Here is a 26,433-nt window from a genome sequence, read left to right as displayed (position 1 = left end):
ATGGGAATGGCCAAGCTGCTGGTGGCGAACCGGGGCGAGATCGCCGTCCGGGTCATCCGCGCCGCCCGTGAACTCGGCCTCCAGGCCGTGGCGCTGAGGTCCCGCGACGAGGCGGACGCGCTGCACACCCGCCTGGCGGACGACGTCGTGGAGCTGGAAGGCGAGGGCCCTGCCGCCTTCCTGGACGCGGCCGCGGTGGTCGCCGCGGCCGTACGCGCCGGCTGCGACGCCGTACACCCCGGCTATGGGCTGCTGGCCGAGAACGCCGACTTCGCGCGGCAGTGCGGCGACGCGGGCCTGACCTGGGTCGGGCCCCGCCCGGACGTGCTCGACGTCTTCGGCGACAAGAGCGCGGCCCGGCGGCTCGCCGCCCGCCTCGGGGTGCCCGTACTCCCGGCGACCGAGGGGGACACCGCGCTCGAGGCGGCCCGTGCGTTCATGCTCGGCCTCGGCGAAGGGGCGGCTGTGATGGTCAAGGCGCTCGCGGGCGGCGGCGGGCGCGGCATGCGCGCCGTGCACGACATCGAGGGGCTGGCCGAGGCCATGCGGCGCTGCCGCTCGGAGGCCGCCCACGCCTTCGGCTCCGACGCGGTCTACGTCGAGCAGCTGCTGCCGCGGCCCCGCCATGTCGAGGTGCAGGTGCTCGGCGACGGCACGGGCGCGGTCGTCTCCTGCGGCGACCGCGACTGCAGCCTGCAGCGGCACCGGCAGAAGCTCGTGGAGATCGCGCCCGCACCGGACCTGTCCGATCCGGTCCGTGCGAGGCTGCACGACGCGGCGCTCCGGATGGCCCGGGACGTGAGCTACGAGGGCCTCGGCACCTTCGAGTTCCTGCTGGACACCGGCCAAGACCCCGGCGCCCTCTTCTTTCTGGAGGCCAATCCGCGGGTCCAGGTCGAGCACACCGTCACCGAGGAGGTCACGGGAACGGACCTGGTGAAGGCCCAGCTGAGGGTGGCGGCCGGTGACACGCTCGACCGGATGGGCGTCGAGCGGCCGCCGGTCCCGCGCGGGTGTGCGGTGCAGGTGCGGGTGAACGCGGAACGGCCGCTTCCCGACGGGTCGGTGCTGCCGGCCGCCGGGACGCTGGACTCCTTCTGGCCGCCGAGCGGGCCAGGCATCCGCGTGGACACGGCCGCGTTCCCCGGCAGCCGGATCAGTCCGCGGTTCGACTCGCTGCTCGCCAAACTGGTCGCGCACGACGGCTCGGGCGGACTGCCCGAAGCGCTGGCCCGCGCCCGGCGGGCACTGGCCGAACTGCGAATCGAGGGAGTCGACACCAACATCGGTCTGCTGCGCGGGCTGCTGGAGGCACCCGACGTCATCGCGGGGCGGCTGCACACCGGGCTGGTCGACGAGCTGCTGCCGGGGCTGCTGGCGGGCCTGATGCCGGAGGCGGTGCCCGAGCCCGGACCGGAGGCACCCCAGGCACCCCATGAGGCGGGCACTCCCGCTCCCGCTCCCGGGGACGTACTCGCCGTGGACGCCCCCATGCCCGGCACGGTCGTCGAGGTCGCCGTCCACGAGGGGCTGCGCGTACGGGCCGGAAGCACGCTGCTGGTCCTGGAAGCCATGAAGATGGAGCACCTCGTCGAGGCGCCGTGCGACGGCGTGGTCCGCTCCCTCGGCGTGGAGCCCGGCGTCCTCGTCGAGCACGGAGAGCGCCTGGTGCTGATGGAGGCGGCCGAGGCGGAAGCGGGGGAGGCGCCGCAGGACGAGCAGGCGGACCTGGACGAGCCGCGCCCCGACCTGGAGGAGGTGCTCGCCCGCAAGGAACTCGGTGCGGACTCCGGCCGTCCCGGGATGGTGGCCCGCCGGCATGCCGGGGGCCGGCGCACGGCTCGCGAGAACATCCTCGACCTGTGCGACCCGGGCAGCTTCGTGGAGTACGGCGGCCTGGCCATCGCCGCTCAGCGCTCGCGCCGCTCCCTGGAGGACCTGGTCCGCCGCACCCCCGCGGACGGGCTGGTCGGCGGGGTCGGCACGATCGGCGCCGGCAGCTTCGGCCCGGAGGCCGCGCGCGTGGTCGCCATGTCGTACGACTACAGCGTGCTGGCCGGAACCCAGGGCCATATGGGGCACCGCAAGAAGGACCGGCTCTTCGAACTCGCCGAACAGGCGGGACTGCCCGTCGTCCTGTTCGCGGAGGGCGGCGGCGGCCGTCCCGGTGACGTGGACGGCACGACGGTCTCCGGTCTCGACTGCATGGCGTTCTGGCTGTTCGCCCGGCTCAGCGGGCAGGTGCCGCTGGTCGGCATCGGATCCGGGCGTTGCTTCGCGGGCAACGCGGCGCTGCTCGGCTGCTGCGACGTCATCATCGCCACGCCGGAAGCGAACATCGGCATGGGCGGCCCGGCGATGATCGAGGGCGGTGGCCTCGGCCGGTTCGCGCCGGAGGACATCGGGCCGTTCGAGGTCCAGACGGCGAACGGCGTCGTCGACATCGAAGCGGCGGACGACGCGGACGCGGTACGGCTGGCCCGGCGGTATCTGTCCTACTTCCAGGGTCCTGTGGGGGAGTGGGAGGCCCCCGACCAGCGGCGGCTGCGCCACCTCGTACCCGAGAACCGCGTGCGGGCGTACGACGTCCGGGCCGTCCTCGAGACACTCGCCGACACCGGCTCCGTGCTCGAGCTCAGGCGGCGGTTCGGGCGCAGCGTCATCACGGCCCTCGCGCGCGTGGAGGGGCGGCCGTGCGGGATGCTCGCCAACGACCCGCGGCACCTCGGGGGCGCCATCGACTCCGACGCCGCCGACAAGGCCGCCCGCTTCCTGCAGCTGTGCGACGCGTTCGGGCTCCCGGTCGTCTCGCTGTGCGACACTCCGGGCTTCATGGTCGGCCCAGACGCCGAGCGGACCGCCACCGTCCGGCACGTCAGCCGGATGTTCGTGGGCGCCGCCGCGCTGACGGTCCCCATGGGGGTCATCGTGCTGCGCAAGGGATACGGGCTCGGCGCGCAGGCGATGGCGGGCGGCGGCTTCAGGATTCCCCGGTTCACCGTGGCCTGGCCGACCGGCGAGTTCGGGCCGATGGGCCTGGAGGGCGCCGTACGGCTCGGCTATCGCAAGGAGCTCGAGGCGATCGGCGACCCCGCCGAGCGCGAGCGGGAGTTCGAGCGCCGGGTCGCGGCCGCGTACGAGCAGGGCAAGGCGCTCAACGTCGCGTCGGTCTTCGAGATCGACGACGTGATCGACCCGGCCGAGTCGCGGCGCTGGATCAGCACACTGCTGCGTGAGGCGGGACCCGGCACGCGCGGATCCCGCCCGTTCGTCGACACGTGGTGAACCCTGCGCCGCCCAGGTGTCCCGCGGATCGCGCCGCCAACGGCGGGCGCCGTGATCCTCCGGACGCCCAGCCGGGCGAGACCGCGGCTTCGGCACTCACCCCTGCTCTGTTGTGGGGTGCTCGTCTGTGGGGTGCTCGTCCTCGGAGCCCGGTGGCACGATCCGCAGGGTGCGCTCCAGCCAGGCCGAGACCAGGTCGATGGGAGCCTCCAGTAACGTGACGCCGTCCGGGGAGGTCAGGGAAACGTGGAGCAGGCTGCGCTCACCCGCCTTCGACGGCCAGATCCGCACATCGCCGTAGCCGGCCGGCCGGTAGATCCCCTCGACCAGCAGCTGGCGCGCGAAGGACCAACTCACCGGCGACTGCGACTCGGTGTGGAAGGTGAAGTGCACCGCGTGCGGATCCTCCGTGCGGTACGTCAGACGGGCGGGGACGGGGATCCTGCGCTCCGGTGACAGGGCCAGGCTGAACACCAGGTCACGTTCCACCACCGTGTGTATCAAAAGCCCTCAGCCATCCCGTCGCTTACGGATCTTCATGCCGTCCCCACCGACTCCTCACGCCCTGGGGGCGATCTTCTTACGGGAAGTCAACCCGTCAGGGATATGGGGGCGGTAGGTTCCTCGGTCGTCGAATGCGCTTAAACCGCTTAATCTCCGACCCGGGGACCGAACCCGCCGTGAACAAGCCCAACCAGGCGTTGCAGCAGGCGATTCGCGCGGCTGGATGCAGCTACGCGGAGCTCGCGAGAGAGGTGCGGACCGTCGCCGCCGAGAGCGGCAGGACCCGGCTGCGGACCAACTCCTCCGCCGTGTCCCACTGGGTGTCGGGCACCCGCCCGAACGACGTCACCTCGGCCTTCCTCGCCGAGGCCCTCTCCCGGAAGCTCGGGCGCCCGGTCACGGCCGAGCAACTCGGCCTGGGGACGCGCGGGGAAGCCCCCGACGGCCGTGAGCCGGCTGTGGCAAGCGGGCCGGCCGGGGATCCGGCGGACGCCCTCACGCGCCTGGGGCGAGCCGACATCGAGCGCCGTACGGCCGTGACCTCGGCGGCCTACTCCGTCGCCGCTGCCGCGCTCCCGCTGGGCTGCGCCGACGAGTTGGCGGCCCGCGGCCGTTCCGCCGCTCTCGGCTCGGGGACCGCGGGCACGGGCGAGATCGAGGCGGTGAAGGACATGACCCGGCTGTTCACCGCCATCGACGAGCGCTACGGCGGACAGCACGGGCGCTCGGCGGTCGTCCAGTACCTGGTGTCCGACGTGGCCGCGCTGTGCAGGGCGAGATTCCGCACCGAGAACCAGCGGCGGGAGATGCTGTCGGCGGCCGCGTCCCTGGCGTATCTCGCGGGGTGGAAGGCGTACGACGCGGGCGAGATGGGACTGGCCCAGCGGTACTACCTTCAGGCGTACCGGCTGACGCAGGAGGCGGACAACGAGCTGCACGGGGCGTTCATCCTGCGGATCCTGGCCCACCACGGCCTGGAGGCCGGCCGCCCCGAGCACACGCTGGCGCTGATCGACGCGGCGCTCGACCGGGTCAAGGGGCGCACGGACCCCGCTACCGAGTCCCTCTACGTCATCACCCGCGCCCGCGCGCTCGCGGCCGAGGGCATCCGGCGCGAGGCCGTTGCCGAGTCCGCCCGCGCGGCGCGGATGGTCGAGGGCGCCGACGAGTCCGAGATGCCGTACTGGGCAGCGCTGTGGGGTTCTGCGGCGGCCTGCGTGGAGGCTCACACCGCCAAGGCGGCCGTGAGCCTGGGTGAGTTCGCCGCGGCCGAGCGTCACTTCTCCCGGGCGGTCTGGAGCCGGTCCGGCTCCGAGTACCAGCGCATCGCGGCGCTGAGCGTCGCCCACGAGGGATCCATGCAGTGCCGCCAGGGGCGCCTCGAGCAGGCCTGCGACACCTGGGCCAGGGCGCTGGACATGATGACCGGAGTGCGCTCGGCCCGGGTGCGCGGGGCCGTCGCCGACATGAGCGAGGACCTCGGGCCGCTGATGCGGCGCGGTGCCCGCACGGCCCTGGACTTCGACGAACGGGTCCGGGCGTGGTGGCGGGACGGGCGGGCGTGACGGTGCGGCTCACGACCGCGGGCGCCGCAGGCACGGGATCCGGCGCGTCGGCCCCTGGGCCGCCTGGTGTACCAGCGGGATCCGATGCGCCGGGGACGGCGCGGCGGATTCCCGGACGCACTCCTTCCGTGGCCCGGATCGCCGCCGCCGGATTCGCCGGTACCGTCATCGAGTTCTACGACTTCTTCCTCTACGGCACCGCCGCGGCCCTCGTCTTCGGACCGCTGTTCTTCCCGAACTTCTCACCGACCGCGGGAACCCTCGCCGCTTTCGGCACCTTTGCCACCGGGTTCCTGGCCCGGCCGGTCGGCTCGGTGATCTTCGGACACATCGGTGACCGCCTCGGACGGCGCCCGGTCCTCCTCCTGACCGTCCTCCTGACGGGGCTGGCCACCGTGGCCGTGGGCCTCCTGCCCGGGTACGACCGCCTGGGCGTCGCCGCCCCCGTCGTCCTGGTGCTGCTCCGCTTCCTCCAGGGCCTGGGTCTGGGCGGCGAGTGGACCGGTGCCGTGCTGCTCGCCACGGAGCACGCGCCTCCCGGGCGCCGAGGCCTCTGGGCGGGCTTCCCGCAGACCGGCCCCGCGATCGGCTTCCTGCTCGCCAATGGAATGACCCTGGTGCTGTCCGCGGCCCTGACGGACGAGCAGTTCCGGGCGTGGGGCTGGCGGGTGCCGTTCTGGTTCGCCGGACTGCTGACGATCGCCGGGTATGCGCTGCGCGCCCGGCTCGAGGAGACCCCGGAATTCCGGGAGCTCGCGCGGAACCGCTCGCTGGCCCGCTCGCCGGTGGCGCAGGTGCTGCGCGGGCAGTGGCGTCGCGTACTGCTCGTGGCCGGAGCGGTGACGGCCGGATACGCGATGCACTACGCGGTGACGACCTGGTCGCTCGCCTACGCCACGCAGCACCTCGGCATGGCGCAGGGAGCGGTGCTGACCTGCCTCATGGTGGCGATGGCGGTGATGGGCGCGGCCACGCCGGTCGCGGCCCTGCTCGGCGACCGCTTGGGGCGGCGGACGCTGAGCCTGGCCGGGTGCGCGGCGATGGCGGTGTGCGTGCTCCCATACCTCGCCGTGCTGAGGACGGGAGAACCGGTCCCGCTCCTGGCCGCTTCGACGGTGACCCTGCTGGCGCTGATCGCCACGATCGGGGTCCAGGGCGCGTACATCCCCGAGCTCTTCGACGCCCGGCTGCGGTGCACGGGAACGGCGGTCGCGTACAACCTGGGCGCGGTGCTCGGCGGGGCACTGACTCCGCTGGTCGCCACGCGGCTCGCCGGGGGCGGGAGCGGCTCCGGGACACGGGGTGTGGCGCTCTACCTGCTGGCGCTCTGCGTGCTCAGCCTGGGCTGTTTCGCCGCGCTGCCGGACACCCGGGCCGCTGCCGGAGCCGCCGCCGGGGCCCCCGCCGCCGAGCCCGGCGGGGCGGCTGGAGCTGCGGGCGGGGCGAACACGGGGCAGCCTGGTCGCATGGAGGATGAGACCCAGCGGCGGCAGCCGCCCGTGGTGGTGGACCCGCCGCTCGACGGCCGCCGCCGCGTAATGATCAACGGTGCCGACGTGGGAGCCGCAGTCAGCGCGGACGAGCTGCGCGGGATGCTGCGTCGCGCGGACCTGGCCGGGGAGGACGTGAATCTCGACGATCCCGGCCTGATCGAGTGGCGCGGCGGCGGACCGGACGACTGGCCGGCCACCTGACACCCCGCCGTCAGCTCCCCGCTGTCAGCTCCTCGCCGACGGCACCTGCTGACGGCCCCGCTGAGCCGCCCCCGTCGCCCACTACCCGACCATCCGACTGGTCGGTACGGTGGAGTCCGACGTGCCGGGGAGCCGAGGGGCGGACCCTGGGGGGCGGACTCCTGGCTGGGTAGGGATGGGGGGCTCATGATGGCTGCTGTTCACGGGCACTGCGACACGAGGTTCGAGGCCGTACGGGAGGCCTTCGACGAGAACTTCCGCACGGGAGGGGAACTCGGGGCGGCGGTATCGGTGCTGGTCGGTGGTCGGCTCGTGGCCGACCTGTGGGGCGGCTGGGCGGACGTGGCGCGCACCCGCCCGTGGGAGAGGGACACGCTGGTCAACGTGTGGTCCACGACCAAGGGCGTGACGGCCCTGTGCGCGCACCTCCTGGCCGATGAAGGGCTCCTCGATCTGGACGCGCCGGTCTGCGGCTACTGGCCGGAATTCGCCGCCGCAGGCAAGGAGAAGGTGACCGTCCGCCATCTCCTCTCCCATCGGGCGGGTCTGCCGGGCCCGCGTGAACCGCAGTCGGTCACCGACCTCTACGACTGGGACCTGACCGTCTCCAGGCTCGCGGCGACGGAACCCTGGTGGGAGCCCGGCAGCAGGTCCGGATACCACGCGGTGAGCTACGGCTTCCTCGTCGGCGAGGTGATCCGCCGGGTGTCGGGCCGGACCGTCGGCGCGTACCTGCGGGAGAAGGTGACAGGCCCGCTGGGCATCGACTTCACCATCGGCCTGCCCGGAGCGGCGGACGGCAGGGCCGCGCAGCTGGTCGCCGGGCGGCGCGATCCGGGCAGCGAACAGGAGAGGGTCTTCGCGCAGTTGGATGCGGCCGCCCTCGCCGCGCTGGGCAACCCCGTCGTCGGCCCGGACGACGCCAACACGCTGCCCTGGCGCCGGGCCGAACTCCCCGCCGTCAACGGCCACGGAACCGCCCGCGCGGTCGCCGCGCTCTACGGCATCCTCGGTGGCGGCGCGCCCCCCGGGCAGCGGCGGCTGCTCAGCGGCTCCGCGGCCGAACGCGTACGGGAGGGCCAGGGGGCGTGCGTCGACCTGGTGCTGGGAGCGGGTTTCGGCGGTGAGACCGAGATCGCGCTGGGCTGCTGGCTGAGCGGATCGCGTCGCTCCTACGGCCCCAACCCGCGCGCTTTCGGCCATGACGGCTACGGCGGCTCCTTCGGTCTGGCCGACCCCGAGGCAGAAGTCAGCATGGGGTACGTGATGAACCGCATGGGTCCGCACATCGCGGACGACCCCCGCAAGATGGCCTTGATCGACGCCGTCTACGGCGCGCTCTGAGCACGCCGGAAGCGTCAACTCCGGTCATCCGGCGCCCCGGGTGACGACCCTCGTCCCATCCTGACCCGAAACCGCGATTTCTCGCCGTTCCCCGAGTCTTGTTTCGGTCTTGCCGTGGCCGGGTTGCGGCGGGGACATTACGGACTATGGCGGTAGTTGTGCTGGTGGGGGCCCTGGACACCAAAGGCGTGGAGTACGGCTGGGTGAGGGACCGGCTGCGTCGCAGAAGTGTCGAAGTGGTGCTCGTCGACGTCGGCATCATCGGTGAGCCGCTGGTACGGCCCGACGTACCGCGCTCCGAAGTGGCGCACGCCGCGGGGACCGATGTGCGCTGGCTGAAGGAGATGGGTGACCGGGGCGCGGCGGTGACGACCATGGCCAGGGGAGCGGCCGAGGTCGTGCGCCGACTGCACGCCCAGGGCCGGCTGCACGGGGTGATGGCCGTCGGCGGCAGCGGCGGCACGTCGATGGCGACGCGGGCGATGCGCGCCCTGCCGCTGGGCGTACCGAAGTTGATGGTGTCGTCGATGGCCGCGGGCGATGTGACCCCGTACGTCGGGTCGTCCGACATCGCCATGATGTACAGCGTTGTCGATATCGCGGGGATCAACCGGGTCCTGGCGCCGGTCCTGGCCAACGCGGCGGACGCGATCGCGGGCATGGCGAAGGGCTATGCCGCCTCGCCTGCCGCGCGCTCGGTGCAGTGGGGGCGTGCGGGCGGCCGCCCGGTGGTCGCGGCGACCATGGCGGGCGTGACGACGCCGGGCGTCGACGCCGCCCGGGAGCGGCTGGCCGAACTGGGCTACGAAGTGCTGGTCTTCCACACCAGCGGCGCGGGTGGCCGGTCACTGGAGGCGATGGCAGGGCAGGGCCTCTTCGCCGGTGTGCTGGATCTGACGCTCAGTGAGCTGGCCGACGACCTGGTGGGCGGCATCCTCTCCGCGGGACCCGACCGGCTCCGGGCCGCCGGGCGCCGGGGCACCCCGCAGGTGGTCAGCCTGGGGGCGCTGGACATGGTGAAGTTCGGTCCTCTCGAATCGCTTCCCGAGCGCTTCCGCTCCCGCCTGGTCCGGGTCCACAACCCGTCCATCACGGTGGTCCGCACCTCGGTGGCGGAGTGTGCCGAGCTCGGCCGCCGCGTCGCCGCGAAGCTGCGGGTGGCGACGGGGCCCGCGGCGGTGTACGTCCCGAGGCGCGGGCTCTCGACGCTCGGCGCCCCGGAAGGCCCGTATCACGACCCCGAGGCGGACCGTGCGCTGTTCACGGCGCTGCGCGAGGGACTGCGCTCCAGCGACGTCGAGCTCCGGGAGCTCGACACGCACGTCAACGACCCGGAGTTCGGCCGTGCCGCGGCCGAGCGGCTGCACGAGATGATCACCGCGGGCAGGGTGCGGGCGGCCGGCTGAGCGGCTCCGGTCGTCCTCCCAGTCGTCCTCCCGGTCGTCTTCCACGAGGCCTGAGCAGGAGGCCAATAACAGGTGACCGCCGTGCACGGAGGGGGCGAGGCCTTGATTGCGTTTTCAACTCAGCCCTATGCCGCAGGCGCTCACGGGGACCATACTGCGGGGCCATGACCCTCACGGCCGACACCATCACCGCTGAACGGCTCGAGGAACTCCTCGCCGATCAATCCATCCCCGTCGTGCACCGGACTCTCTGGCTCCTGCTGTGGGAAGGGGAGGTGCCCGTCCTCGAGTTGCTCTCCCTCGACGTCGGGGACGTAGCGCTCGACTCCTTCGGCGAGCGGGCCACCGCCCTGCTCAGCGAACTGATCGGGGACCGGGACGCCGGCCCGCTGTTCTCCGTCGGAAGCCGCTCCCTGAGCTGGGAAGAGGCGGTGCAGGCAGCCAGCGATCAGGGGCACGGCATCCACGCCTTCCGTACCGGCGGCAAGCGGAGCCGGCAGCCCTAGTAACCGTCGGGCCGGGTACGTCTCACCCGTCGCCGCCGTACGTCCGGCGGTCCGGCGCCGGGGAAGTAATGAACCGCAGCCGTATTGACGGGCCTTGGACGCCGGTCTGAGAATGACGTGTCATTCCGCCGATGCCAGGGGGGCCCGTGCCGAAGGGTGTGGTCGACAAGCGGGACGCGATCCTGCGCGCTGCGGGGAAGGTCTTCGCCGAGCGCGGCTATCACGCGACGGGCATTTCCGACATCGCCCGGGAGCTCGGCGCCGGGCACGGCACGTTCTACCGGTATTTCAAGAACAAGGAGGACATCGCGCGCAGCGTGGTGTCGCGCGCCCTCGGGCGAGTGACGGACGCGCTGTCCGATGAGGACCCGGGCTCCTCCGAGACGCTGGGGCAGTACCGGGAGCAGGTCAGGCGGATCGGCCACAAGCTGTTCGATCTCGTCGTCGCGGAGCCCGAGTTGTGCCGCATCCTCTTCTACGACGCCATAGCGATAGACCGGGCGGAGCCACGGGCCGCCGGGCAGGCCATGGAGGCGGCGGCCGCGTACACCGCCGCGTTCATCCGCAACGGGCAGGACCGGGGCTTCCTGCGCCGGGACGTGGATGCGCACGTGGTCGGGCTCGCGGTGAACGGGGTGATCGTGACCGGGGCGGTACGGCTCCTGCATGTGCAGGACCCCGGCGCCATGCGCGAGCCGTGGATCCACACGGTGGAGACCCTCATGTTCGACGGCCTCGGCTCCTCCTGAGCCGCGGGCCGCAAGGACCGCAGTTTTCTTTTGTCTTCCGAGCGGAATGACGTGTCATTCCGGAAAGGGGAGCACGATGGTCCAGGTCGACGTCTTCTGGTCGTACGGCATCGGCGCGAGCTTCGCGACGGCCGCGGCCCACCAACTCCGCAGCAGGGCCCGCGGCGCCGACGGCGCTGCCCGGTGGTCCTGGTCCGACCCTTACCTCATGGCCACCGTCCTCTACTGCGCGGTGCTCTTCGCGCCGAGCGGCGCATGGCTGCTGTGGGGCTTCCCCGACTGGGAGACGATGCAGGTGGCGCGCGGGCACGGTTCGCTGCCCGCCTGGCTGGTCGCGCTGTTCGCCGCGACCAACGTGAGTCAGGGCGTGCTCGGCTACTGGGTGGCGGCGCGGCTGATCGCCTCCGGCCGGGCCTACGCCGCCTTCCTCCAGGCGGGAGTGGGCTACCTCGGGATGTTCTTCATCCTCGTCCACGGCTGGGACGGGCGCGGGTACCAGCGGTTCTTCTCCGCGGACCGGGAGGTGTTCGCGGCCTGGCCGAGCCGGCCCGGTCCGGATGAGGCCCTGTCGCGCGCGGGCGACTGGCTGAGCTCGCCGGTCGCCCTGACGCTGTACGGGATGGGAGCCGTTCTCGTCCCGGTGATGCTGGCGCTGATGGTGTCCTGGCTCAGGTCCGGGCGACGCGAGCCGGGTGCCGCCGCGGCACCGGGCCGGCTCCGCATCGTGGGTGCCGTGCTCGGTGCCGTCTTCGGCGTGGCGCTGGGTACAGCCGTGGCCGCCAGCGTCCTCGTCCATCTGCTCGGCTGGTGGCTCGGCGTCCCTGTCGCGGCCGCCGTCACAGCGCTGCTCGTCGTACGCCGGGGAACCGGCGCGGCGCACCGCGTCTTCGGGCTGCTCGCGCTGCCGGACCGCCAGGCGCCCCGGCCGCGGAGCGTGCTCGCTGCCGGGCGCTGACCCCGTCCGCCTGGAGGCGGGGAACTCCCTGCGGACGTGGGCCGACTACCTCGACCGGCCGGCGCAGGCCGGCCCGGTCGAGGGCGGCAACCCCGACACCGTGCGGTGGATCGTCGGCACGGTCCACCCGGGCAAGGTGGAGGCGGCGACGTAGATGCGCTCCGTCTCCGCGTTCCGGAAGAGGGACCTCGGCCCGGGCGCACCCGCAGCCCGGAGGAGCGACGGTCCCGCTCTCTTGCTCGCCGCGGCGCTGCTCGCCGCGCTGACGGCCACCGTCTCCTGACGGTCGACGGACATCGCGCCGGGCCCACGTCTGGTCGGTGGTCTTCCGGCGGTCGGCCGGCGAGGAGCCGCGCCCGGCACCGACGACTTGATCGTCTGGCAGCTCCGGGTGCCCCGGGCGCTGCTCGCCAGGGCGTTCGCCCAGGAGCCCGACGTCCTGGTCCTGGACGAGCCCATCAACCACCCCGACGTACAGCATCAGGTGGAGCTGCTCGCGCTGCTGCGCACCCGGCGCCGTACGACCCTCATCGCGCTGCAACGGTCTGAACGCCGCCGCCTCCCTGTGCGACCGCCTGCACGTGCTGCACGACGGCGCCGTCGTCGCCCTCGGGACTCCGCGGGACGTTCTCACCCCCGAGCTGCCGGAGGGGTCTTCGGGGTATGCGCGGCGGTGGTAGAGCACCCGCTCGCCCGCGACCCGCTGATCGCTTTCGACCACCGCTCCCCGGCGGCGGACGCCGGGGAGCGTGATCGGCGGAGCGCTGCCGCTCCGAAGCGACGGGGCCGGCCGTCTCGCAGGACGAGCCCCGCGACCTATCGGGCCGGAAGGACCGTCCGGCCGGCTCAGGCCCCGAGGGCCGCACGGGCCGCCGGGACGACCTCTTCCGCGAACAGCGCCAGCTGCCGCTCATGGTCGTCCGCGGGCCAGTAGACGAACCCGTTCATGCCGAAGTCCCGTACGGCGGACCCGAGTTGGTCGACCCACTGCCGTACCGACCCCTGGAAGGGCGCGGAGGACTCTGGGCCGATGATGCCGCCCAGGTTGTAGACCTTGCGGATCGCCGCCGGGTCCCGGCCGGCTTCCTCCACGCCCCTGTCCAGCTGAGCGACCGCATCCCCGAGCCGGTCAAGGCCGAGGAAGCCGAGCGACGGCAGCCACCCGTCGGCCCGCGCCCCGGTCAGCCGGATGGTCCTCGGCCCGTACGCGCCGAGCCAGATCCCCAGGTCCGGGCCGGGAGCGGGCCCCGGGTGGACACCGGCCAGGCGGTAGTGCTCTCCCTCGAAGCGGACGGACCGCTGCCCGCTCCACATCAGGCGAATGACCTCAACGGCCTCCTCCAGCGCGTCCGCGGCCTCCCTGCGGTCCCGCCGCGGCCCGCCCATCGCGGCGATGGCGTCCCAGAAGGCGCCCGCCCCGAGCCCGAGCTGGACGCGCCCGCCACCGGTCAGCACATCGAGGCTGGCGGCGGCCTTCGCGAGCATCGAGGGAGGGCGCAGCGGCAGATTGGCCACGGTCGGGACGAAGGTGATGCTCCGCGTCCGGGCGGCCAGATAGCTGATGAGCGTCCAGGTGTCGTAGAACGCGGACTGGTACGGATGGTCCTGCACGGTGACCAAGTCCAGCCCGGCGTCGTCCACCAGACGTGCCAGCCGCTCCGGGGCCTGCGGATCGGCCCAGGTGGGATCGATGTTCGCGCCGAACAGCACAGGGAGTGTCATGGGCCGAACCCTAGGCGGCGCCGGGGCAGGAGCGTGGGCGGCGCGGCCATGACCGGCGCCACCACGCTGATCGGCCTGCTCCGCGCGTACGCCACGCTGGGCCCCGCCGCGCCGTGGCTGCTCACGCTGCTGCGCGCCCCGCAGGGCCTCCGTCGGGGGCGAGTTCGGCGGCGCCGTATCGGTCATGGCGGAGTTCGCACCGCCGGGCAGGCGCGGCCTGTACGGGTCGTGGCAGTCCTTCACCGTTGCGCTGGGCCAGCTCGGGGGCGCGGGCGCGGCAGCGCTGCCGGCGACCGCCCCGACCGAATCCGACCTCAACGCGTGGGGCCGGCGGCTGCCGTTCCTGCTGACGCTGCCCATGGGGCTCGCAGCCCTGTGGGTGCGGCTGAGGCTGGAGGAGACCCCCGCGTTCCGGCGGTCCCGGGAGGCGTCAGGCGCGTCCGGCAAGCAGGAGACGGTCCGGACCGCCGACGCGGCCGATGGCCACCGCTGGCGAAGTGGTCAGGGCCATCGAGCTGGGCGCGGCCGGCTCATAAGCCGCTACACGAACAGCGCCTCCACGTACACCCACGCGCCGTCGTGCCGGACGAAGCGGCTCTTCTCGTGGAGTTCGCCGGGGCGACCGCGGTGGGTGTAGCGGGCGCGGAAGGTCACGGTGCCGGTGGTGTGGAAGGCGCTGCCCTCTGTGGTCTCCAGGATCTCCAGCCCCAGCCACCGCATCCCGGGCTCGAAGCCGACGCCGGGCGGGCGGGTGCCGGGATGCCACGTCCGCAGCAGGTACGCCTCGTCCTGGACCGCGAAGGCGCTGTAGCGGGAGCGCATCAGCGCCTCGGCGGTGGGGGCGGCGGCCTCTCCGGCGTGCAGCCGCCCGCAGCAGTCGCCGTACGCGGCCGCCCGCCCGCAGGGGCACGGCGAGGTGGCGGTGGTGACGGGGCGCCGCTGGGGGCGTGAGCTGCGACGGGACATTCCCTCATTGTCCGCCACGCGCACCACGCGGCGGACATACGGCGACACCATCCGTGTCCTCCGGTGGCTCGCCCCCGGCCGGGGGCGGGAAGATGGACGTGCTGGAGCCGCACAAATCGGATGGCTGACCATGGGCACTTCCGATGCCGCGAATACGCAGGGCCGGTTGGGTACGCCGCTTGTGGCCGTGGCGGTGCTGGACGAGGACGGCACGATCGTCTCCTGGGGCGGGGCCGCCGAGCGGATGTTCGGCTACGCGCCGCAGGCCGTGCTGGGGAGGCCCGGGGCGTCCGTGCTGGTCCACGAGGACGACAGGGGACCGCCGGGCGGCGGCCTCGACCGGCTCCTGGCGGATACCGACCGGGACACGCTGCTGGCCGTCCGGCACCGGGACGGGCGGCGCGTCGACGTCGGAGCGCGAGTCTGCCCGATCACCGGTCCGGGGGGTGAGCCGCAGTGGATGGTGATGGCCTTCGACGTGGCCCGGATGCCGTGGTGGACCGAGGAGCGCTCGCTGCTCGACCAGCTGCCCTCCCAGGCGCCGGTCGGCATGGCCGTGGTGGACAGGGACCTGCGCTGCATCTGGCTCAACGACGCGCTGGTGGCCAGTGGGGGACTGGCGCGTGAGGAGCGCCTCGGCCGGCGCTTGAGCGAGGTCCTGCCGGACCTGCCCGCCGCGGACCTCGAGGACCGGATGCGCCAGGTCCTCGAGGCCGGGGAGGCCATGATCGACTACGAGTTCAGGGGTCGCACCGAGGCATACCCCAAGCAGGACCGTGCCTACTCGGCGTCGTTCTTCCGGCTCGACGACGCGGAGGGCGGCGTTCTGGGCGTGTGCTACATCGTCGTCGACGTCACCGACCGCTGGCGGGCCCGGCAGCGGCTTGCGATCCTCAACGACGCCAGTACGCGTATCGGCAACAGCCTGGACGTCCGGCGTACCGCACAGGAGCTGGCCGAAGTGGCCGTACCCATGCTCGCCGACTTCGTCTGCGTCGATCTGCTCGCCTCGGTCGTCAGGGGGGAGGAACAGGAGCCGGGGCCGCTCGGCCCTGATGTGCCTCTCGTCCGCAGCGGGCAGCAGTCCGTCCGGGAGGGCTGCCCGGAGGCGTCGGTCGCCGTCGGCGAGCCGGTCGGATACGCCTCGTCAGCGCCGCTGGTTCTTGCGCTGCGCGAGGGGCGCTCCGCGCTGGAACCGGTCTTCGCCGCGGGCCTGTGGGCGGAGGACGACCCGCTGCGGGCCGCGAAGATGTGGGACTTCGGGATCCACTCGGCGATGGTGGTTCCGGTGGCGGCACGCGGGGTGACGCTGGGGGCGGCCGCGTTCTACCGGTGGCAGCGGCCCGAGTCGTTCGAGCGGGACGACCTGGTCCTGGCGGAGGAGTTCGTCGCGCGGGCGGCCGTCTGCATCGACAACGCGCGCCGCTACACGCGCGAGCACGCCTCCGCGCTGGCGCTGCAGCGGAGCCTGCTCCCGCAGGCGCTGCCCGAGCAGACCGCGGCCGAGGTCGCCCACCGCTACCTGCCGGCGGGTGAGCGCGGCGGCGTCGGCGGGGACTGGTTCGACGTGATCCCGCTGTCCGGCTCCCGTGTGGCGCTGGTGGTCGGTGACGTCGTCGGGCACGGGCTGCACGCCGCGGCCGCCATGGGGCGGCTGCGGGCCGCCGTGCACACCCTGGCGGATCTGGACATGCCCCCGGACGAGCTGCTGGCTCATCTCGACGACCTGGCCATCCGGTTGTGCGCGGAGGACACCGGCACCGGCGTGGCGGGCGACACCGCGGTGCTGGGGGCCACCTGCCTGTACGCGGTGTACGACCCGGTGACCCGGCGCTGCGGTCTCGCCAGGGCCGGGCACCCCGCGCCCGCGATCGTCACGCCCGGCGGCGCGGTGGACTTCCCCGACCTGCCGGCAGGGCCGCCGCTGGGCCTGGGCGGCCTGCCGTTCGAGGCTCTCGAGGTCGAGCTGCCCGAGAGGAGCCTGCTCGCCCTCTTCACCAACGGCCTTCTCCTGGTGAACGCCCACGACGTCGGCGCCGGGGCGGACCGCTTGTCCCAGTCGTTGTCGTCGCTCTCCCGGGCGCACGCCGACCGGCCGGTGGAGGACATCTGCGCCGCTGTGATCGACTCGATGATCGACACGGACCGCCGCCCCGACGACGACGTGGCCCTGCTCGTCGCCCGTACACATGCGCTCGGCGCCGACCGGGTCGCCTCGTGGGACCTGCCAGCGGACCCGGCCGTCGTCGCCGACGCCCGCAGCCGCACGGCGCGGCAGCTCGCCGAATGGGGCCTGGAGGAGATCGGCTTCACGAGCGAGCTGCTGGTCAGCGAGCTGGTGACCAACGCCATCCGGTACGGCGTCGCTCCCATCCGGCTGCGCCTGATCCGGGACCGGGGGCTGATGTGCGAGGTGTCCGACGGCAGCAGCACCTCCCCTCGCCTGCGGCACGCGCGCACGACCGACGAGGGAGGCCGGGGGCTCCTTCTCGTCGCGCAGCTGAGCCGGCGCTGGGGAACCCGCCACACCGCCGCGGGCAAGACCATCTGGGCGGAGCAGACCCTGGACGAAAGCGTCCTCGGCTGATCACTGTCCGGGGGTGAACCGGTCAGCGCCCGGGGGATGAACCGGTTCCGCGTCCGCGGGATGAACCGGTCCCGCGCACCGGCCGTTGACTTCGGGTGGCAGGGCCGAACACCCCACGGAGTTGAGAGAGATGGCATGGAAGCCGAGCAGAGGCGCGGCGAAGAGCGTTCTGGCGCCGGCACTTCTCGTCGTGGCCGCTGCGAGCGGGCTGACAGGTTGTGAGGTGGGCGGAGACGACGGCGGTGGGCCCCGGGGTCACCCTCCCAGGTCCGCGGTCGGCCGGCCTTCGTCGGCCGCCGGCCCGCTCGCCGCCGCCTCCGCCGCGGCCGGCCTCCTGCCCGTACGCGCTCTGGTGCGCATACGGGAGACCGCGACCCCGCCCAGGCACAGCAGGCCACCGAAGAGCGTGAGCCAGCCGGGGACTTCGCCGAGGAAGATCCAGGACATGAGGACCACGAGGCCCGGCACCGCGTAGGTCGAGGCGCCCATCTTCCCGGCGGTCGTGCGGGACAGCGCGTAGGCCCATGTGCTGAAGGCGAGAGCGGTCGGGAAGACGCCCAGGTAGACGACGTTCAGCGTCGCGGACAGCGGGGCCTCGGCGACCTGCGAGACCAGTTGGCCGGCGAAGGGCAGGCACACCAGGGCCCCGATCAGGCAGCCGAAGGCCGTCACTTGGAGAGGCGTGGCGTAGGCGAGAGCGGGCTTCTGGCTCACCACGCCCGCCGCGTACGCGACGGCCGCGAGCAGGCAGAGCAGAACCCCGCCGAACGACGACGTACCGCCGCCGGACATGGACAGTCCCACCACGACAGCCCCGAGGAACGACACGGCGATTCCCGCCAACAGCCTGAGCGGGAAGCCCTCCTTGAGCAGCCAGCCGCCGAGGAGCGCGACCAGGACCGGCCCCACGTTGACGATCATGGCGGCCGTTCCCGCGTCCACCTCACGCTCGCCCCAGTTCAGTGCGACCATGTATCCGCCGAACCACAGGACGCCGGAGGTGAGGATGCCGGGCCACGCCCTGCGGGGCGGGAGTCCGCCCCCTCTGACCACCAGAACGACGCCGAGCACGACGGCTCCCGCCAGGAGTCTGCCGAAGGCGAGGGCGCCGGGCCCGAAGTGGCCCACCGAGCTGCGGATCGAGACGAAGGCCGACGCCCACAGCACCACGGTCACCGCTGCCGCGGCGAGCGCGAGACCGTTGATGCGGCTTCCTGCGTTCCGGCTTCCTGCGCCCGAATAGTCCTCTGCCGGCCTCGATCCGAAACGCAGTCTCACAGCACCGATCCCTCCAGTCGCCTTCAACGGCAGCCTGAGGCAGGCGAACTGATAGCACAAGCGAGAAAAAGTTGAAGGACGGCGTAGCATCGCTTACAGGTTGGATCGAGCCGTGCCCTCCGGCCGCCCGCCGACCTGACTGACTAATTGCGCGATATGCGCAATACGGGCAGCTCACGATTGCGTGTATTGCGCAGGTTCCAGGGGGCGCCCATCATGCGCTGGAGGAAGCCCGGCCGACCCTCTCCGTTGCCGTTCTCTGCGGATCGACGTAGGGAGTGAGTAGGGAACAAATGGGGCGAAACGCTACAGGGGACGAAACGCTGAACGGGATGGGCGGGCGACCATGAGCGGATCCGAGGCGGAGCCCAGCGGGGGCCTGGGAAGCCCGTTCGATGTGACGCACGCGGCCGCCATAGTGGTGGACGAGAGCGGAGTGGTCGAGCGGTGGAGCCCGGGCGCCGAGGAGCTGCTCGGGTACCGCGCGGAGGAGATGGTCGGCCGTCCCCTCGCGGACGTGCTCGACGACGGCAGCGCTCTGCCGACCGCCCTGTCCGACGGACGTCGGGACGGCGAGGGGCGCGGCGGCCTGGTGGCCGTACGCCACCGTGACGGCCGCCTGATGGACCTGGCGTTCCGGGCCTGCCCGCTGTGGGGGACGGTCGAGAAGCCCAGCTGGCTGGTCGTCGTCACCGAGGTGGCCGGGCTGCGCGCCTGGGAACGCGAGCAAGCGGTGTTCCGCGGACTGTTCACCCAGTCGCCCATCGGCATGGCCGTCGTCGATCCCGATCTGCGCTACCTGTTGATCAACCCGGCGCTGGAGCGCATGGACAGCGTGCCCGCCCGGGAGCACATGGGCCACCGGCTCGGAGAGGTGGTGCCCGGTCTCGACGCGGACGTACTCCAGCGCGAGGCCCGGCACGTCCTGGAGACGGGCGAGCCCCGGCAGACCCACGAGACGATCGGGCCGGTCCGCGCCGACCCCTCGTTCCCCCGTCACAACCGGGTCAGGTCCGGCTCGTCCTACCGCCTCGAGGACGCCTCGGGCGAGGTTCTGGGGCTGTGCCATACGGTCCTGGACGTCACCAGCCACTACCGGGCCCGGCAGCGGCTCGCCCTGGTGAACGAGGCGAGCGGGTCGATCGGCACCACCCTGGACCTCGACAGGACCGCCCAGGAACTGGCCGAGGTGCTCGTCCCGCGGGTCGCCGACTTCGTGTCCGTCGACCTGCTGGACGCGGTGGTCCGCATGCGGGAACTGCGTCCGGGGCCGGTCAGTGCGACGGAGCCGCTGCGCCGGGTCGCGCACCGTTCACTCCAGGAGGACCTCCCGGAGGCCGTCGTCGAGCCCGGTGAGCCGACCAGCTACCCGGAAGGGTGGGCGCCCATCGAGTGCCTGGTCTCCGGCCGTCCGGTGCTGAGAGCTGTGGTGGACCTTTCCGCCCGGTGGATCGCCCAGGACCCCGTCCGCGAGGCCCGGATGCGCGAACTCGGCATGCACTCCGCGATGGCGGTGCCCCTGCGGGCCCGCGGCATCACCATGGGCGTGGCCACCGTGGTCCGGTGGAAGAACCCGGACCCCTTCGACGAGGACGATCTGCTGCTCGTGGAGGAGCTGGGTGCCCGTGCGGCCGTCTGTATCGACAACGCCCGCCGTTTCGCGCATGAGCACAACGCGGCCCTCACGCTGCAGCGCAGCCTGCTCCCGCGCGATCTGCCGGAGCAGAGCGCCGTGGAGGCCGCGTACCGCTATCTGCCCGCTGACATGCAGGCCGGCGTGGGGGGCGACTGGTTCGACGTCATCCCGCTCTCCGGCGCGCGGGTGGCGATGGTCGTCGGCGACGTGGTCGGCCACGGCCTGCACGCGGCGGCCACCATGGGGCGACTGCGGACCGCCGTCCACACCCTCGCCGACCTCGACCTGCCGCCGGACGAACTCCTGGCCCATCTCGACGACCTGGTGGTCCGGCTTTCCGAGGAGGTGGAGGAGGCCGAGTCCCCGCACAGCGGCGATGTGATCGGGGCGACCTGCCTGTATGCCGTATACGACCCGATCTCGCGCCGGGCCACCTTCGCCCGCGCCGGCCACCCCAGCCCCGCGATCGCCCATCTCGAAGCTCCCGTGGAGCTGCCCGACATCCCCGCGGGACCCCCGCTGGGCCTTGGCGGCCTGCCGTTCGAGTCCGCCGAGATGGAGCTGCCGGAGGGCAGTGTCGTCGCCTTCTTCACCGACGGTCTCATCGAGGCGGCGGACCGGGACGTGGACGTCGGTTTCGAGCGCCTCTTCTTCGCGCTGGCCCACCCCGACCGCCCACTGGAGGAGATCTCCGACACCATGGTGCGCACGCTCCTGCCGGACCGCCCCAGCGATGACGTCGCCTTCCTCGTCGTCCGCACCCGCGCTCTCGGCAGCGACGACGTCATCTCCTGGGATCTGCCCGCCGATCCCGCCGTCGTCGCCGAGGCCCGGCACCGCACCGGCCGGCAACTGGCCGCCTGGGGTCTCGACGACTCGGTGTTCACCACAGAACTGATCGTCAGCGAACTGGTCACCAACGCCGTCCGCTACGGCGCCGGGCCGATCCGTCTGCGCCTGATCCGGGACCGGAACCTGATCTGCGAGGTCTCCGACTGCAGCAACACCTCGCCGCACCTGCAGCGTGCGCGGGGCATGGACGAGGGCGGACGCGGTCTGTTCCTGGTGGCCCAGTGCGCTGCCCGCTGGGGCACCCGCTACACCCCCGAGGGCAAGACCATCTGGGCGGAACAGCCGCTCACCCGGGCCCCCTGGGCGGCACGCGGTCGCTAAGCGTTCCGGCCGCCCACGCGCAGTGCGTCGACCACGCGCTCCACGTCGGAGATACGGTCGGCGAGCACGCCGGTTTCCTTGCCCTCCGCATCCCGCAGCTGGAGTTCGATCTGAGCCAGCCGCTCGGCGATCTCCGTCAGCCGCTCCCCGCTTTCCGCTGCCGTCTCCTGGCCCGCGGGCCGGGGCTGCTCCTCCGCTTCCTGCGCCGCCTCCTCCGCGGGCCCGGCCGGCCGCACCGCTTGCGCCGGCTCCGCGGGCCGCTTCTCGCCGACCAGCAGACGCCGCAACTGCTCGGCCTGCGCGGCGAGTTGGCGGTTCTTGCGGTGCAGTTCCAGGAAGACGTTGACCTTGGTGCGCAGCAGCCACGGATCGAAGGGCTTGGTCAGGAAGTCCGCGGCGCCCACCGCGTAGCCCCGGTAGGCGTAGTCCGTGTCGGCGTCGGTGCCGGTCAGCAGGATGACGGGCACGTCCTTGGTCTGGTCGAGGCGCTTGATGTTGGCGGCGGTCTCGAAGCCGTCCATTCCGGGCATCAGGACGTCGAGGAGTACGACCGCGAACTCCTGCCGCAGCATGGCCTTGAGGGCCTCTTCTCCGGAGTGCGCGCGGACGACGTGCTGGTCGAGTGAGCCGAGTACGGCTTCGAGCGCGACCAGGTTCTCCTCCATGTCGTCGACGATGAGGATGCTGGACTTGTCGGATGCGGGAGTGCTCATGTGCCCTGCCTCGGCGGATTCTCTTCGTCCTTCCCGGGTGTCTCCGGTTTCCCGGATTCCCCGGCTTCCCCGGCTTCCTCGGAGTCGTCCGCTTCCCCGGCGTCCTTGGTGTCGAGCACCCCGCAGACCGCCGACAGCAGGCGGTCCACGTCCACCGGCTTGGGTACGTAGTCCGAGGCGCCGCTGTCGATCGCCTTCTCGCGGTCGCCCGGCATGGCCTTGGCGGTGAGTGCGATGATCGGCAGGTCGGCGAGCCGTGGCGTGTCCCGGATGGCGCGGATCGTCTCGTACCCGTCCATCTCGGGCATCATGATGTCCATCAGGACCAGCGACACGTCCGGAGACCGGTCGAGGACCTCGAGTCCCTCGCGGCCGTTCTCGGCGTATTTCACCGTGATGCCGACGCGGCCCAGCACATGCGTGAGCGCGAAGACGTTCCGGATGTCGTCGTCGATGATGAGGATCTGGCGCCCTGCCAGCAGACGGCCCGGGCGTCCGCAGACCCACTCGGTGAGCCGGGTCGTCTCCGGCCAGGTGTCCTCACGGTGGTCGGCGGCCCGTGTTCCCTGGCCGCCCAGGTCGCTTCCGGTGCCGGATGGGGGGCCCGGCCTGGAGTCGGGCGTGGTGGGCGGCGGCGCGGTCGGCAAGGGTGCGGCCTGCGCGGGGAGTGGCGCCGCGACGGTGGTGGCCGCCGGGCGCAGCGCCGCAAGATCGGGCGCGGAGGCCGCGGCGGGGTAGTGGGAGGGAACGTAGAGCGTGAACCGGGAGCCGACGCCCTGCTCGCTCTCCGCGGTGATCCGGCCGCCGAGCAGCCCGGCGATCTCGCGGCTGATGGACAGGCCGAGCCCGGTGCCCCCGTACTTGCGGTTGGTGGTGCCGTCGGACTGCTGGAACGCGTCGAAGATCACCGGCAGTTTCTCCGGCGGGATGCCGATCCCGGTGTCCTCGACCGAGAACGCAATGACGGCCTCAGCGTTCCGCAGGGTCTCCTCCTCGAAGCCGGCTCCCGGTACGCGCTCGACGCGCAGGTCCACGCCGCCGGACGAGGTGAACTTGACCGCGTTGGACAGCAGGTTGCGCAGCACCTGCTGGAGGCGCTGCTCGTCCGAGTACAGCTCGCGCGGCACGTCGTCGCCGACCGACACCTCGAAGGTCAGCTTGCGGTCGTGGGCGAGCGGCCGGAACGTCGCGTGCACGTAGTCGAGCAGCTTGGTCAGCGGCAGCTTCTTCGGGTGCACGTCCATCCGGCCCGCCTCGATCTTCGACAGGTCCAGGATGTCGTTGATCAGCTGGAGCAGGTCCGAGCCCGAGCGGTGGATGGTGGCCGCGAACTGCACCTCCTGTTCGGACAGCCGCTCATCCGGGTTGTCGGCGAGCAGCCGGGCCAGGACCAGGAGGGAGTTGAGCGGGGTGCGCAGCTCGTGCGACATGTTCGCCAGGAACTCCGACTTGTACTGCGAGGAGGTGGCGAGCAGCGCGGCCTTCTCCTCCAGCTCGGCGTTGGAGCGCTGCAGCTCGTCGGTGCGCTTGCGCAGCTCGGTGGTCAGCCGCTGGGACTCCGAGAGCAGTGATTCCGTACGGGAGTTGGCGATGATCGTGTTGATCGAGACGCCGATGGTGTTCACGAACTGGTCGATGAAGGCCAGGTGGACCTCGCTGAACTTGCTGAACGAGGCCAGCTCGATCACCCCGAGCACCTCGTCCTCGAAGAGGATCGGCAGGATGACGATGCTGGCGGGCGGTGCTGCGCCGAGCCCGGAGTTGACGGTGATGTAGTCCGGCGGGACATCGGTGATGAGGATCCGCTTCTTCTCCAGCGCGGCCTGGGCGACCAGCCCGCGCCCCACCGTGCCGGACGCGGCCCCGCGGCTGCTGCCGCCGGCCGCGTCGGTGCCGTATCCGGCGATGAACTGCAACCCCTTGCCGGGCTGGGCGCCCGCCTCGGCCAGGAAGAACGCGCCGAACTGGGCGTTCACCAGCGGTGTCAGCTCGCGCAGGATCAGGTCGGCGACCTCGACCAGGTCGCGGTGGCCCTGCATGAGGCCCGCGATACGGGTGAGGTTGGACTCCAGCCAGTCCTTGGCGCGGGTGGTCTCGCGGAGGTTGGCCACCATGAGGTTGACGTTGTTCTTCAGCTCGGCGACCTCGCCCTCGGCTTGCACCGAGATGGATCCCGACATGTCGCCCTGGGCTACGGCGCTGGCGACTTCGGCGATCGCGCGGACCTGGGTGGTGAGGTTCGACGCGAGCTCGTTGACGCTCGTGGTCAGCCGCTTCCAGGTCCCGTAGACGCCCTCGACGCGGGCCTGGCCGCCCAGTTGGCCCTCGCTGCCGACCTCGCGGGCCACGCGGGTGACCTCGCTGGAGAAGGAGGAGAGCGTGTCGACCATCGTGTTGATGGTGGTCTTCAGCTCCAGGATCTCGCCACGTGCGTCCACGTCGATCTTCTTCGACAGGTCGCCCTGGGCGACGGCGGTCGCGACCTGGGCGATGTTGCGGACCTGGGAGGTGAGGTTGTCGGCCATGAAGTTGACGTTGTCGGTGAGGTCCTTCCATACGCCGGAGACGCCGCGTACCTGGGCGCGTCCGCCCAGGTTTCCCTCGGTGCCGACTTCGCGGGCCACGCGGGTCACCTCGTCCGCGAACGCCCGCAACTGGTCGACCATGGTGTTGACCGTGTCCTTCAGCTCGAGGATCTCGCCGCGTGCGTCGACCGTGATCTTCTTCGACAGGTCGCCGTCAGCCACGGCGGTGGTCACCTGGGCGATGTTGCGGACCTGGGAAGTCAGGTTCAGCGCCATGAAGTTGACGTTGTCCGTGAGGTCCTTCCACACCCCCGAGACGCCCCTGACCTGCGCCTGACCGCCCAGGTTCCCTTCGGTGCCGACCTCGCGGGCGACACGGGTCACCTCGTCCGCGAACGCCGACAGCTGGTCGACCATGGTGTTGATCGTCGACTTCAGCTCCAGGATCTCGCCCTTCGCCTCGACCGTGATCGTCTTGCCGAGGTCACCCTCCGCGACCGCGGTGGCGACCTGGGCGATGTTGCGGACCTGGGAGGTGAGGTTGTCGGCCATGAAGTTGACGTTGTCGGTGAGGTCCTTCCACACGCCGGAGACGCCGCGTACCTGGGCGCGCCCGCCGAGCCGCCCTTCGGTGCCGACTTCGCGGGCCACGCGCGTCACCTCGTCCGCGAACGCGGAGAGTTGGCCGACCATCGTGTTCACGGTGCTCTTGAGCTGGAGGATCTCGCCCTTCGCGTCCACGGTGATCTTCTGGCTGAGGTCGCCGTTGGCGACGGCGGTGGTCACCTGGGCGATGTTGCGGACCTGCGAGGTCAGGTTCGACGCCATGAAGTTGACGTTGTCGGTGAGGTCCTTCCACACGCCGGAGACGCCGCGTACCTGGGCGCGCCCGCCCAGCTGCCCTTCGGTGCCGACTTCGCGGGCCACGCGCGTCACTTCGTCCGCGAACGCCCGCAGCTGGTCGACCATCGTGTTCACGGTGAGCTTCAGCTCGAGCAGCTCGCCCGTGGCCTCCACCGTCACCTGCTGGGTCAGATCGCCGCGCGCCACCGCCGTGGTGACGACCGCGATGTCGCGCACCTGCGCCGTCAGCCGCGAGGCCATGGTGTTGACGGCCTCCGTCACGTGGCGCCAGTCGCCGGACAGGCCCTGGACCTTGGCCCGGCCGCCCAGCCGGCCTTCGGTGCCGACCTCGCGGGCCACCCGCGTCACCTCGCCGGTGAACCGTGACAGCTGGTCCACCATGCGGTTCACCCCGCGTCCCAGGCGGCGCAGATCGCCGCGGAGCTGCCGGTTTCCGGCGTGCAGGTCCACGTGTTGGGTCAGGTCGCCGTCGGCGACCGCGTCCAGCACCCGCGTGGCGTTCGAGACCGGCACCACCAGCGCTTCGATCAGCGTGTTCGCGGCTTCCACGCTCGTCGCCCAGCCTCCCTGGCCGGGGCTGGGCGCGATCCGCTCGTCGAGCCTGCCCTGCCGCACCATCTCGCGCCGTACGCGCTGCAGCTCGGCGGCCAGATGCTCGTTGCGCGCCACGATCTGGTTGAACACCCCGGTCATCTCGGCCACGGCACCTTCGCCGCCGCCGTCGACACGAACGGTGAAATCTCCGTCGCACAGCGAGTTCATCGCCGTGAGCAGGGGGCGGAGATCTGCTGCCCTGACCCACGCCTCAGCCGGGGCGGAGCCTGGGGGGCCTGGGGAGGCCGGGGACCGACTGGCGGTGGACGCTGAAACAGGCGGGGCCGGATCGAGTGCCATAACAGCCCATTCTCCGTGATCTACGCATACAGGCGTGTCCTAGTATAAGACCGTCAAAAGAGACGAA

The 26,433-nt window shown here is 72.1% G+C and carries 16 protein-coding genes and 3 pseudogenes; 13 read left to right on the top strand and 6 right to left on the bottom strand.

The genetic code is table 11. From position 1 onward, the window contains the following. The gene (locus tag ACTWP8_RS05060) at positions 1 to 3,285 is read left to right on the top strand and encodes a carboxyl transferase domain-containing protein (RefSeq protein ID WP_443320927.1); all 3,285 of its coding nucleotides are present in this window, start codon (positions 1 to 3) and stop codon (positions 3,283 to 3,285) included. Positions 3,286 to 3,381: 96 nt separating this feature from the next. Here the strand turns inward: ACTWP8_RS05060 and ACTWP8_RS05055 are convergent, their stop codons facing one another. Beyond that, a complete protein-coding gene (locus ACTWP8_RS05055) occupies positions 3,382 to 3,786 on the bottom strand; it encodes an SsgA family sporulation/cell division regulator (RefSeq protein ID WP_443315286.1) in 405 nt (134 codons plus the stop codon). A 179-nt stretch (positions 3,787 to 3,965) separates the two neighbouring features. Between ACTWP8_RS05055 and ACTWP8_RS05050 the strand changes: the two genes are divergently transcribed. The 9 genes and pseudogenes from ACTWP8_RS05050 to ACTWP8_RS05010 all read left to right on the top strand — a co-directional run. Next, positions 3,966 to 5,354, top strand: coding sequence for a hypothetical protein (locus ACTWP8_RS05050; RefSeq protein ID WP_443320926.1), 1,389 nt, complete (start codon positions 3,966 to 3,968; stop codon positions 5,352 to 5,354). Between the two features lie 128 nt (positions 5,355 to 5,482). Beyond that, positions 5,483 to 6,790: pseudogene (locus ACTWP8_RS05045) on the top strand (MFS transporter); the annotation flags it as partial. Positions 6,791 to 7,237: 447 nt separating this feature from the next. Next, positions 7,238 to 8,392, top strand: a complete 1,155-nt coding sequence (locus tag ACTWP8_RS05040; RefSeq protein WP_443320980.1) for a serine hydrolase domain-containing protein — start codon at positions 7,238 to 7,240, stop codon at positions 8,390 to 8,392. Between the two features lie 146 nt (positions 8,393 to 8,538). Continuing rightward, positions 8,539 to 9,798: a Tm-1-like ATP-binding domain-containing protein gene (locus ACTWP8_RS05035; protein WP_443320925.1), complete on the top strand. Its 1,260-nt coding sequence runs from the start codon at positions 8,539 to 8,541 to the stop codon at positions 9,796 to 9,798. Between the two features lie 164 nt (positions 9,799 to 9,962). Further along, positions 9,963 to 10,304 (top strand): hypothetical protein, encoded by a 342-nt coding sequence (locus tag ACTWP8_RS05030; RefSeq protein ID WP_443320924.1) that lies wholly within the window; start codon positions 9,963 to 9,965, stop codon positions 10,302 to 10,304. A gap of 131 nt (positions 10,305 to 10,435) precedes the next feature. Further along, complete coding sequence (locus tag ACTWP8_RS05025) at positions 10,436 to 11,053, top strand: TetR/AcrR family transcriptional regulator (RefSeq protein WP_443320923.1); 618 nt, start codon at positions 10,436 to 10,438, stop codon at positions 11,051 to 11,053. 76 nt (positions 11,054 to 11,129) lie between these two features. Further along, on the top strand, positions 11,130 to 12,008 hold the full coding sequence (locus ACTWP8_RS05020; RefSeq protein WP_443320922.1) for a hypothetical protein: 879 nt from the start codon (positions 11,130 to 11,132) through the stop codon (positions 12,006 to 12,008). Between the two features lie 154 nt (positions 12,009 to 12,162). Continuing rightward, positions 12,163 to 12,291 (top strand): hypothetical protein, encoded by a 129-nt coding sequence (locus tag ACTWP8_RS05015; protein WP_443320921.1) that lies wholly within the window; start codon positions 12,163 to 12,165, stop codon positions 12,289 to 12,291. A gap of 114 nt (positions 12,292 to 12,405) precedes the next feature. Beyond that, positions 12,406 to 12,747, top strand: a pseudogene (locus ACTWP8_RS05010) (ABC transporter ATP-binding protein); the annotation flags it as partial. Between the two features lie 107 nt (positions 12,748 to 12,854). Here the strand turns inward: ACTWP8_RS05010 and ACTWP8_RS05005 are convergent. Next, complete coding sequence (locus ACTWP8_RS05005; RefSeq protein WP_443320920.1) at positions 12,855 to 13,730, bottom strand: LLM class flavin-dependent oxidoreductase; 876 nt, start codon at positions 13,728 to 13,730, stop codon at positions 12,855 to 12,857. Positions 13,731 to 13,778: 48 nt separating this feature from the next. On the opposite strand from ACTWP8_RS05005, the pseudogene ACTWP8_RS05000 reads away from it, so the two are divergent. Then, positions 13,779 to 14,154 (top strand): annotated as a pseudogene (locus ACTWP8_RS05000) (MFS transporter); the annotation flags it as partial. A gap of 116 nt (positions 14,155 to 14,270) precedes the next feature. Here the strand turns inward: ACTWP8_RS05000 and ACTWP8_RS04995 are convergent. Beyond that, on the bottom strand, positions 14,271 to 14,696 hold the full coding sequence (locus ACTWP8_RS04995) for a YchJ family protein (RefSeq protein ID WP_443320919.1): 426 nt from the start codon (positions 14,694 to 14,696) through the stop codon (positions 14,271 to 14,273). Between the two features lie 130 nt (positions 14,697 to 14,826). On the opposite strand from ACTWP8_RS04995, the gene ACTWP8_RS04990 reads away from it, so the two are divergent. After that, the gene (locus tag ACTWP8_RS04990) at positions 14,827 to 17,283 is read left to right on the top strand and encodes a SpoIIE family protein phosphatase (protein ID WP_443320918.1); all 2,457 of its coding nucleotides are present in this window, start codon (positions 14,827 to 14,829) and stop codon (positions 17,281 to 17,283) included. A 255-nt stretch (positions 17,284 to 17,538) separates the two neighbouring features. Here the strand turns inward: ACTWP8_RS04990 and ACTWP8_RS04985 are convergent, their stop codons facing one another. Then, entirely contained in the window at positions 17,539 to 18,489 is a 951-nt protein-coding gene (locus ACTWP8_RS04985) for a DMT family transporter (RefSeq protein ID WP_443320979.1), read from the bottom strand. A gap of 418 nt (positions 18,490 to 18,907) precedes the next feature. On the opposite strand from ACTWP8_RS04985, the gene ACTWP8_RS04980 reads away from it, so the two are divergent. Further along, on the top strand, positions 18,908 to 21,370 hold the full coding sequence (locus ACTWP8_RS04980; protein ID WP_443320917.1) for a SpoIIE family protein phosphatase: 2,463 nt from the start codon (positions 18,908 to 18,910) through the stop codon (positions 21,368 to 21,370). Here the strand turns inward: ACTWP8_RS04980 and ACTWP8_RS04975 are convergent. Beyond that, positions 21,367 to 22,083 carry a response regulator gene (locus tag ACTWP8_RS04975; RefSeq protein ID WP_443320915.1) on the bottom strand — a complete coding sequence of 239 codons (717 nt, stop codon included), beginning with the start codon at positions 22,081 to 22,083 and terminating at the stop codon, positions 21,367 to 21,369. The genes ACTWP8_RS04980 and ACTWP8_RS04975 overlap by 4 nt on opposite strands. Continuing rightward, the gene (locus tag ACTWP8_RS04970; protein WP_443320914.1) at positions 22,080 to 26,366 is read right to left on the bottom strand and encodes a HAMP domain-containing protein; all 4,287 of its coding nucleotides are present in this window, start codon (positions 26,364 to 26,366) and stop codon (positions 22,080 to 22,082) included. Before ACTWP8_RS04970 ends, ACTWP8_RS04975 begins: the two co-directional genes overlap by 4 nt. Positions 26,367 to 26,433: the final 67 nt, after the last annotated feature.

It is taken from the genome of Streptomyces sp. 7N604 (genome assembly GCF_052245475.1).
GTDB lineage: Bacteria > Actinomycetota > Actinomycetes > Streptomycetales > Streptomycetaceae > Streptomyces.
Note: the sequence above shows the minus strand (reverse complement) of the source record. Positions and strands in the feature narration are given on the sequence as shown.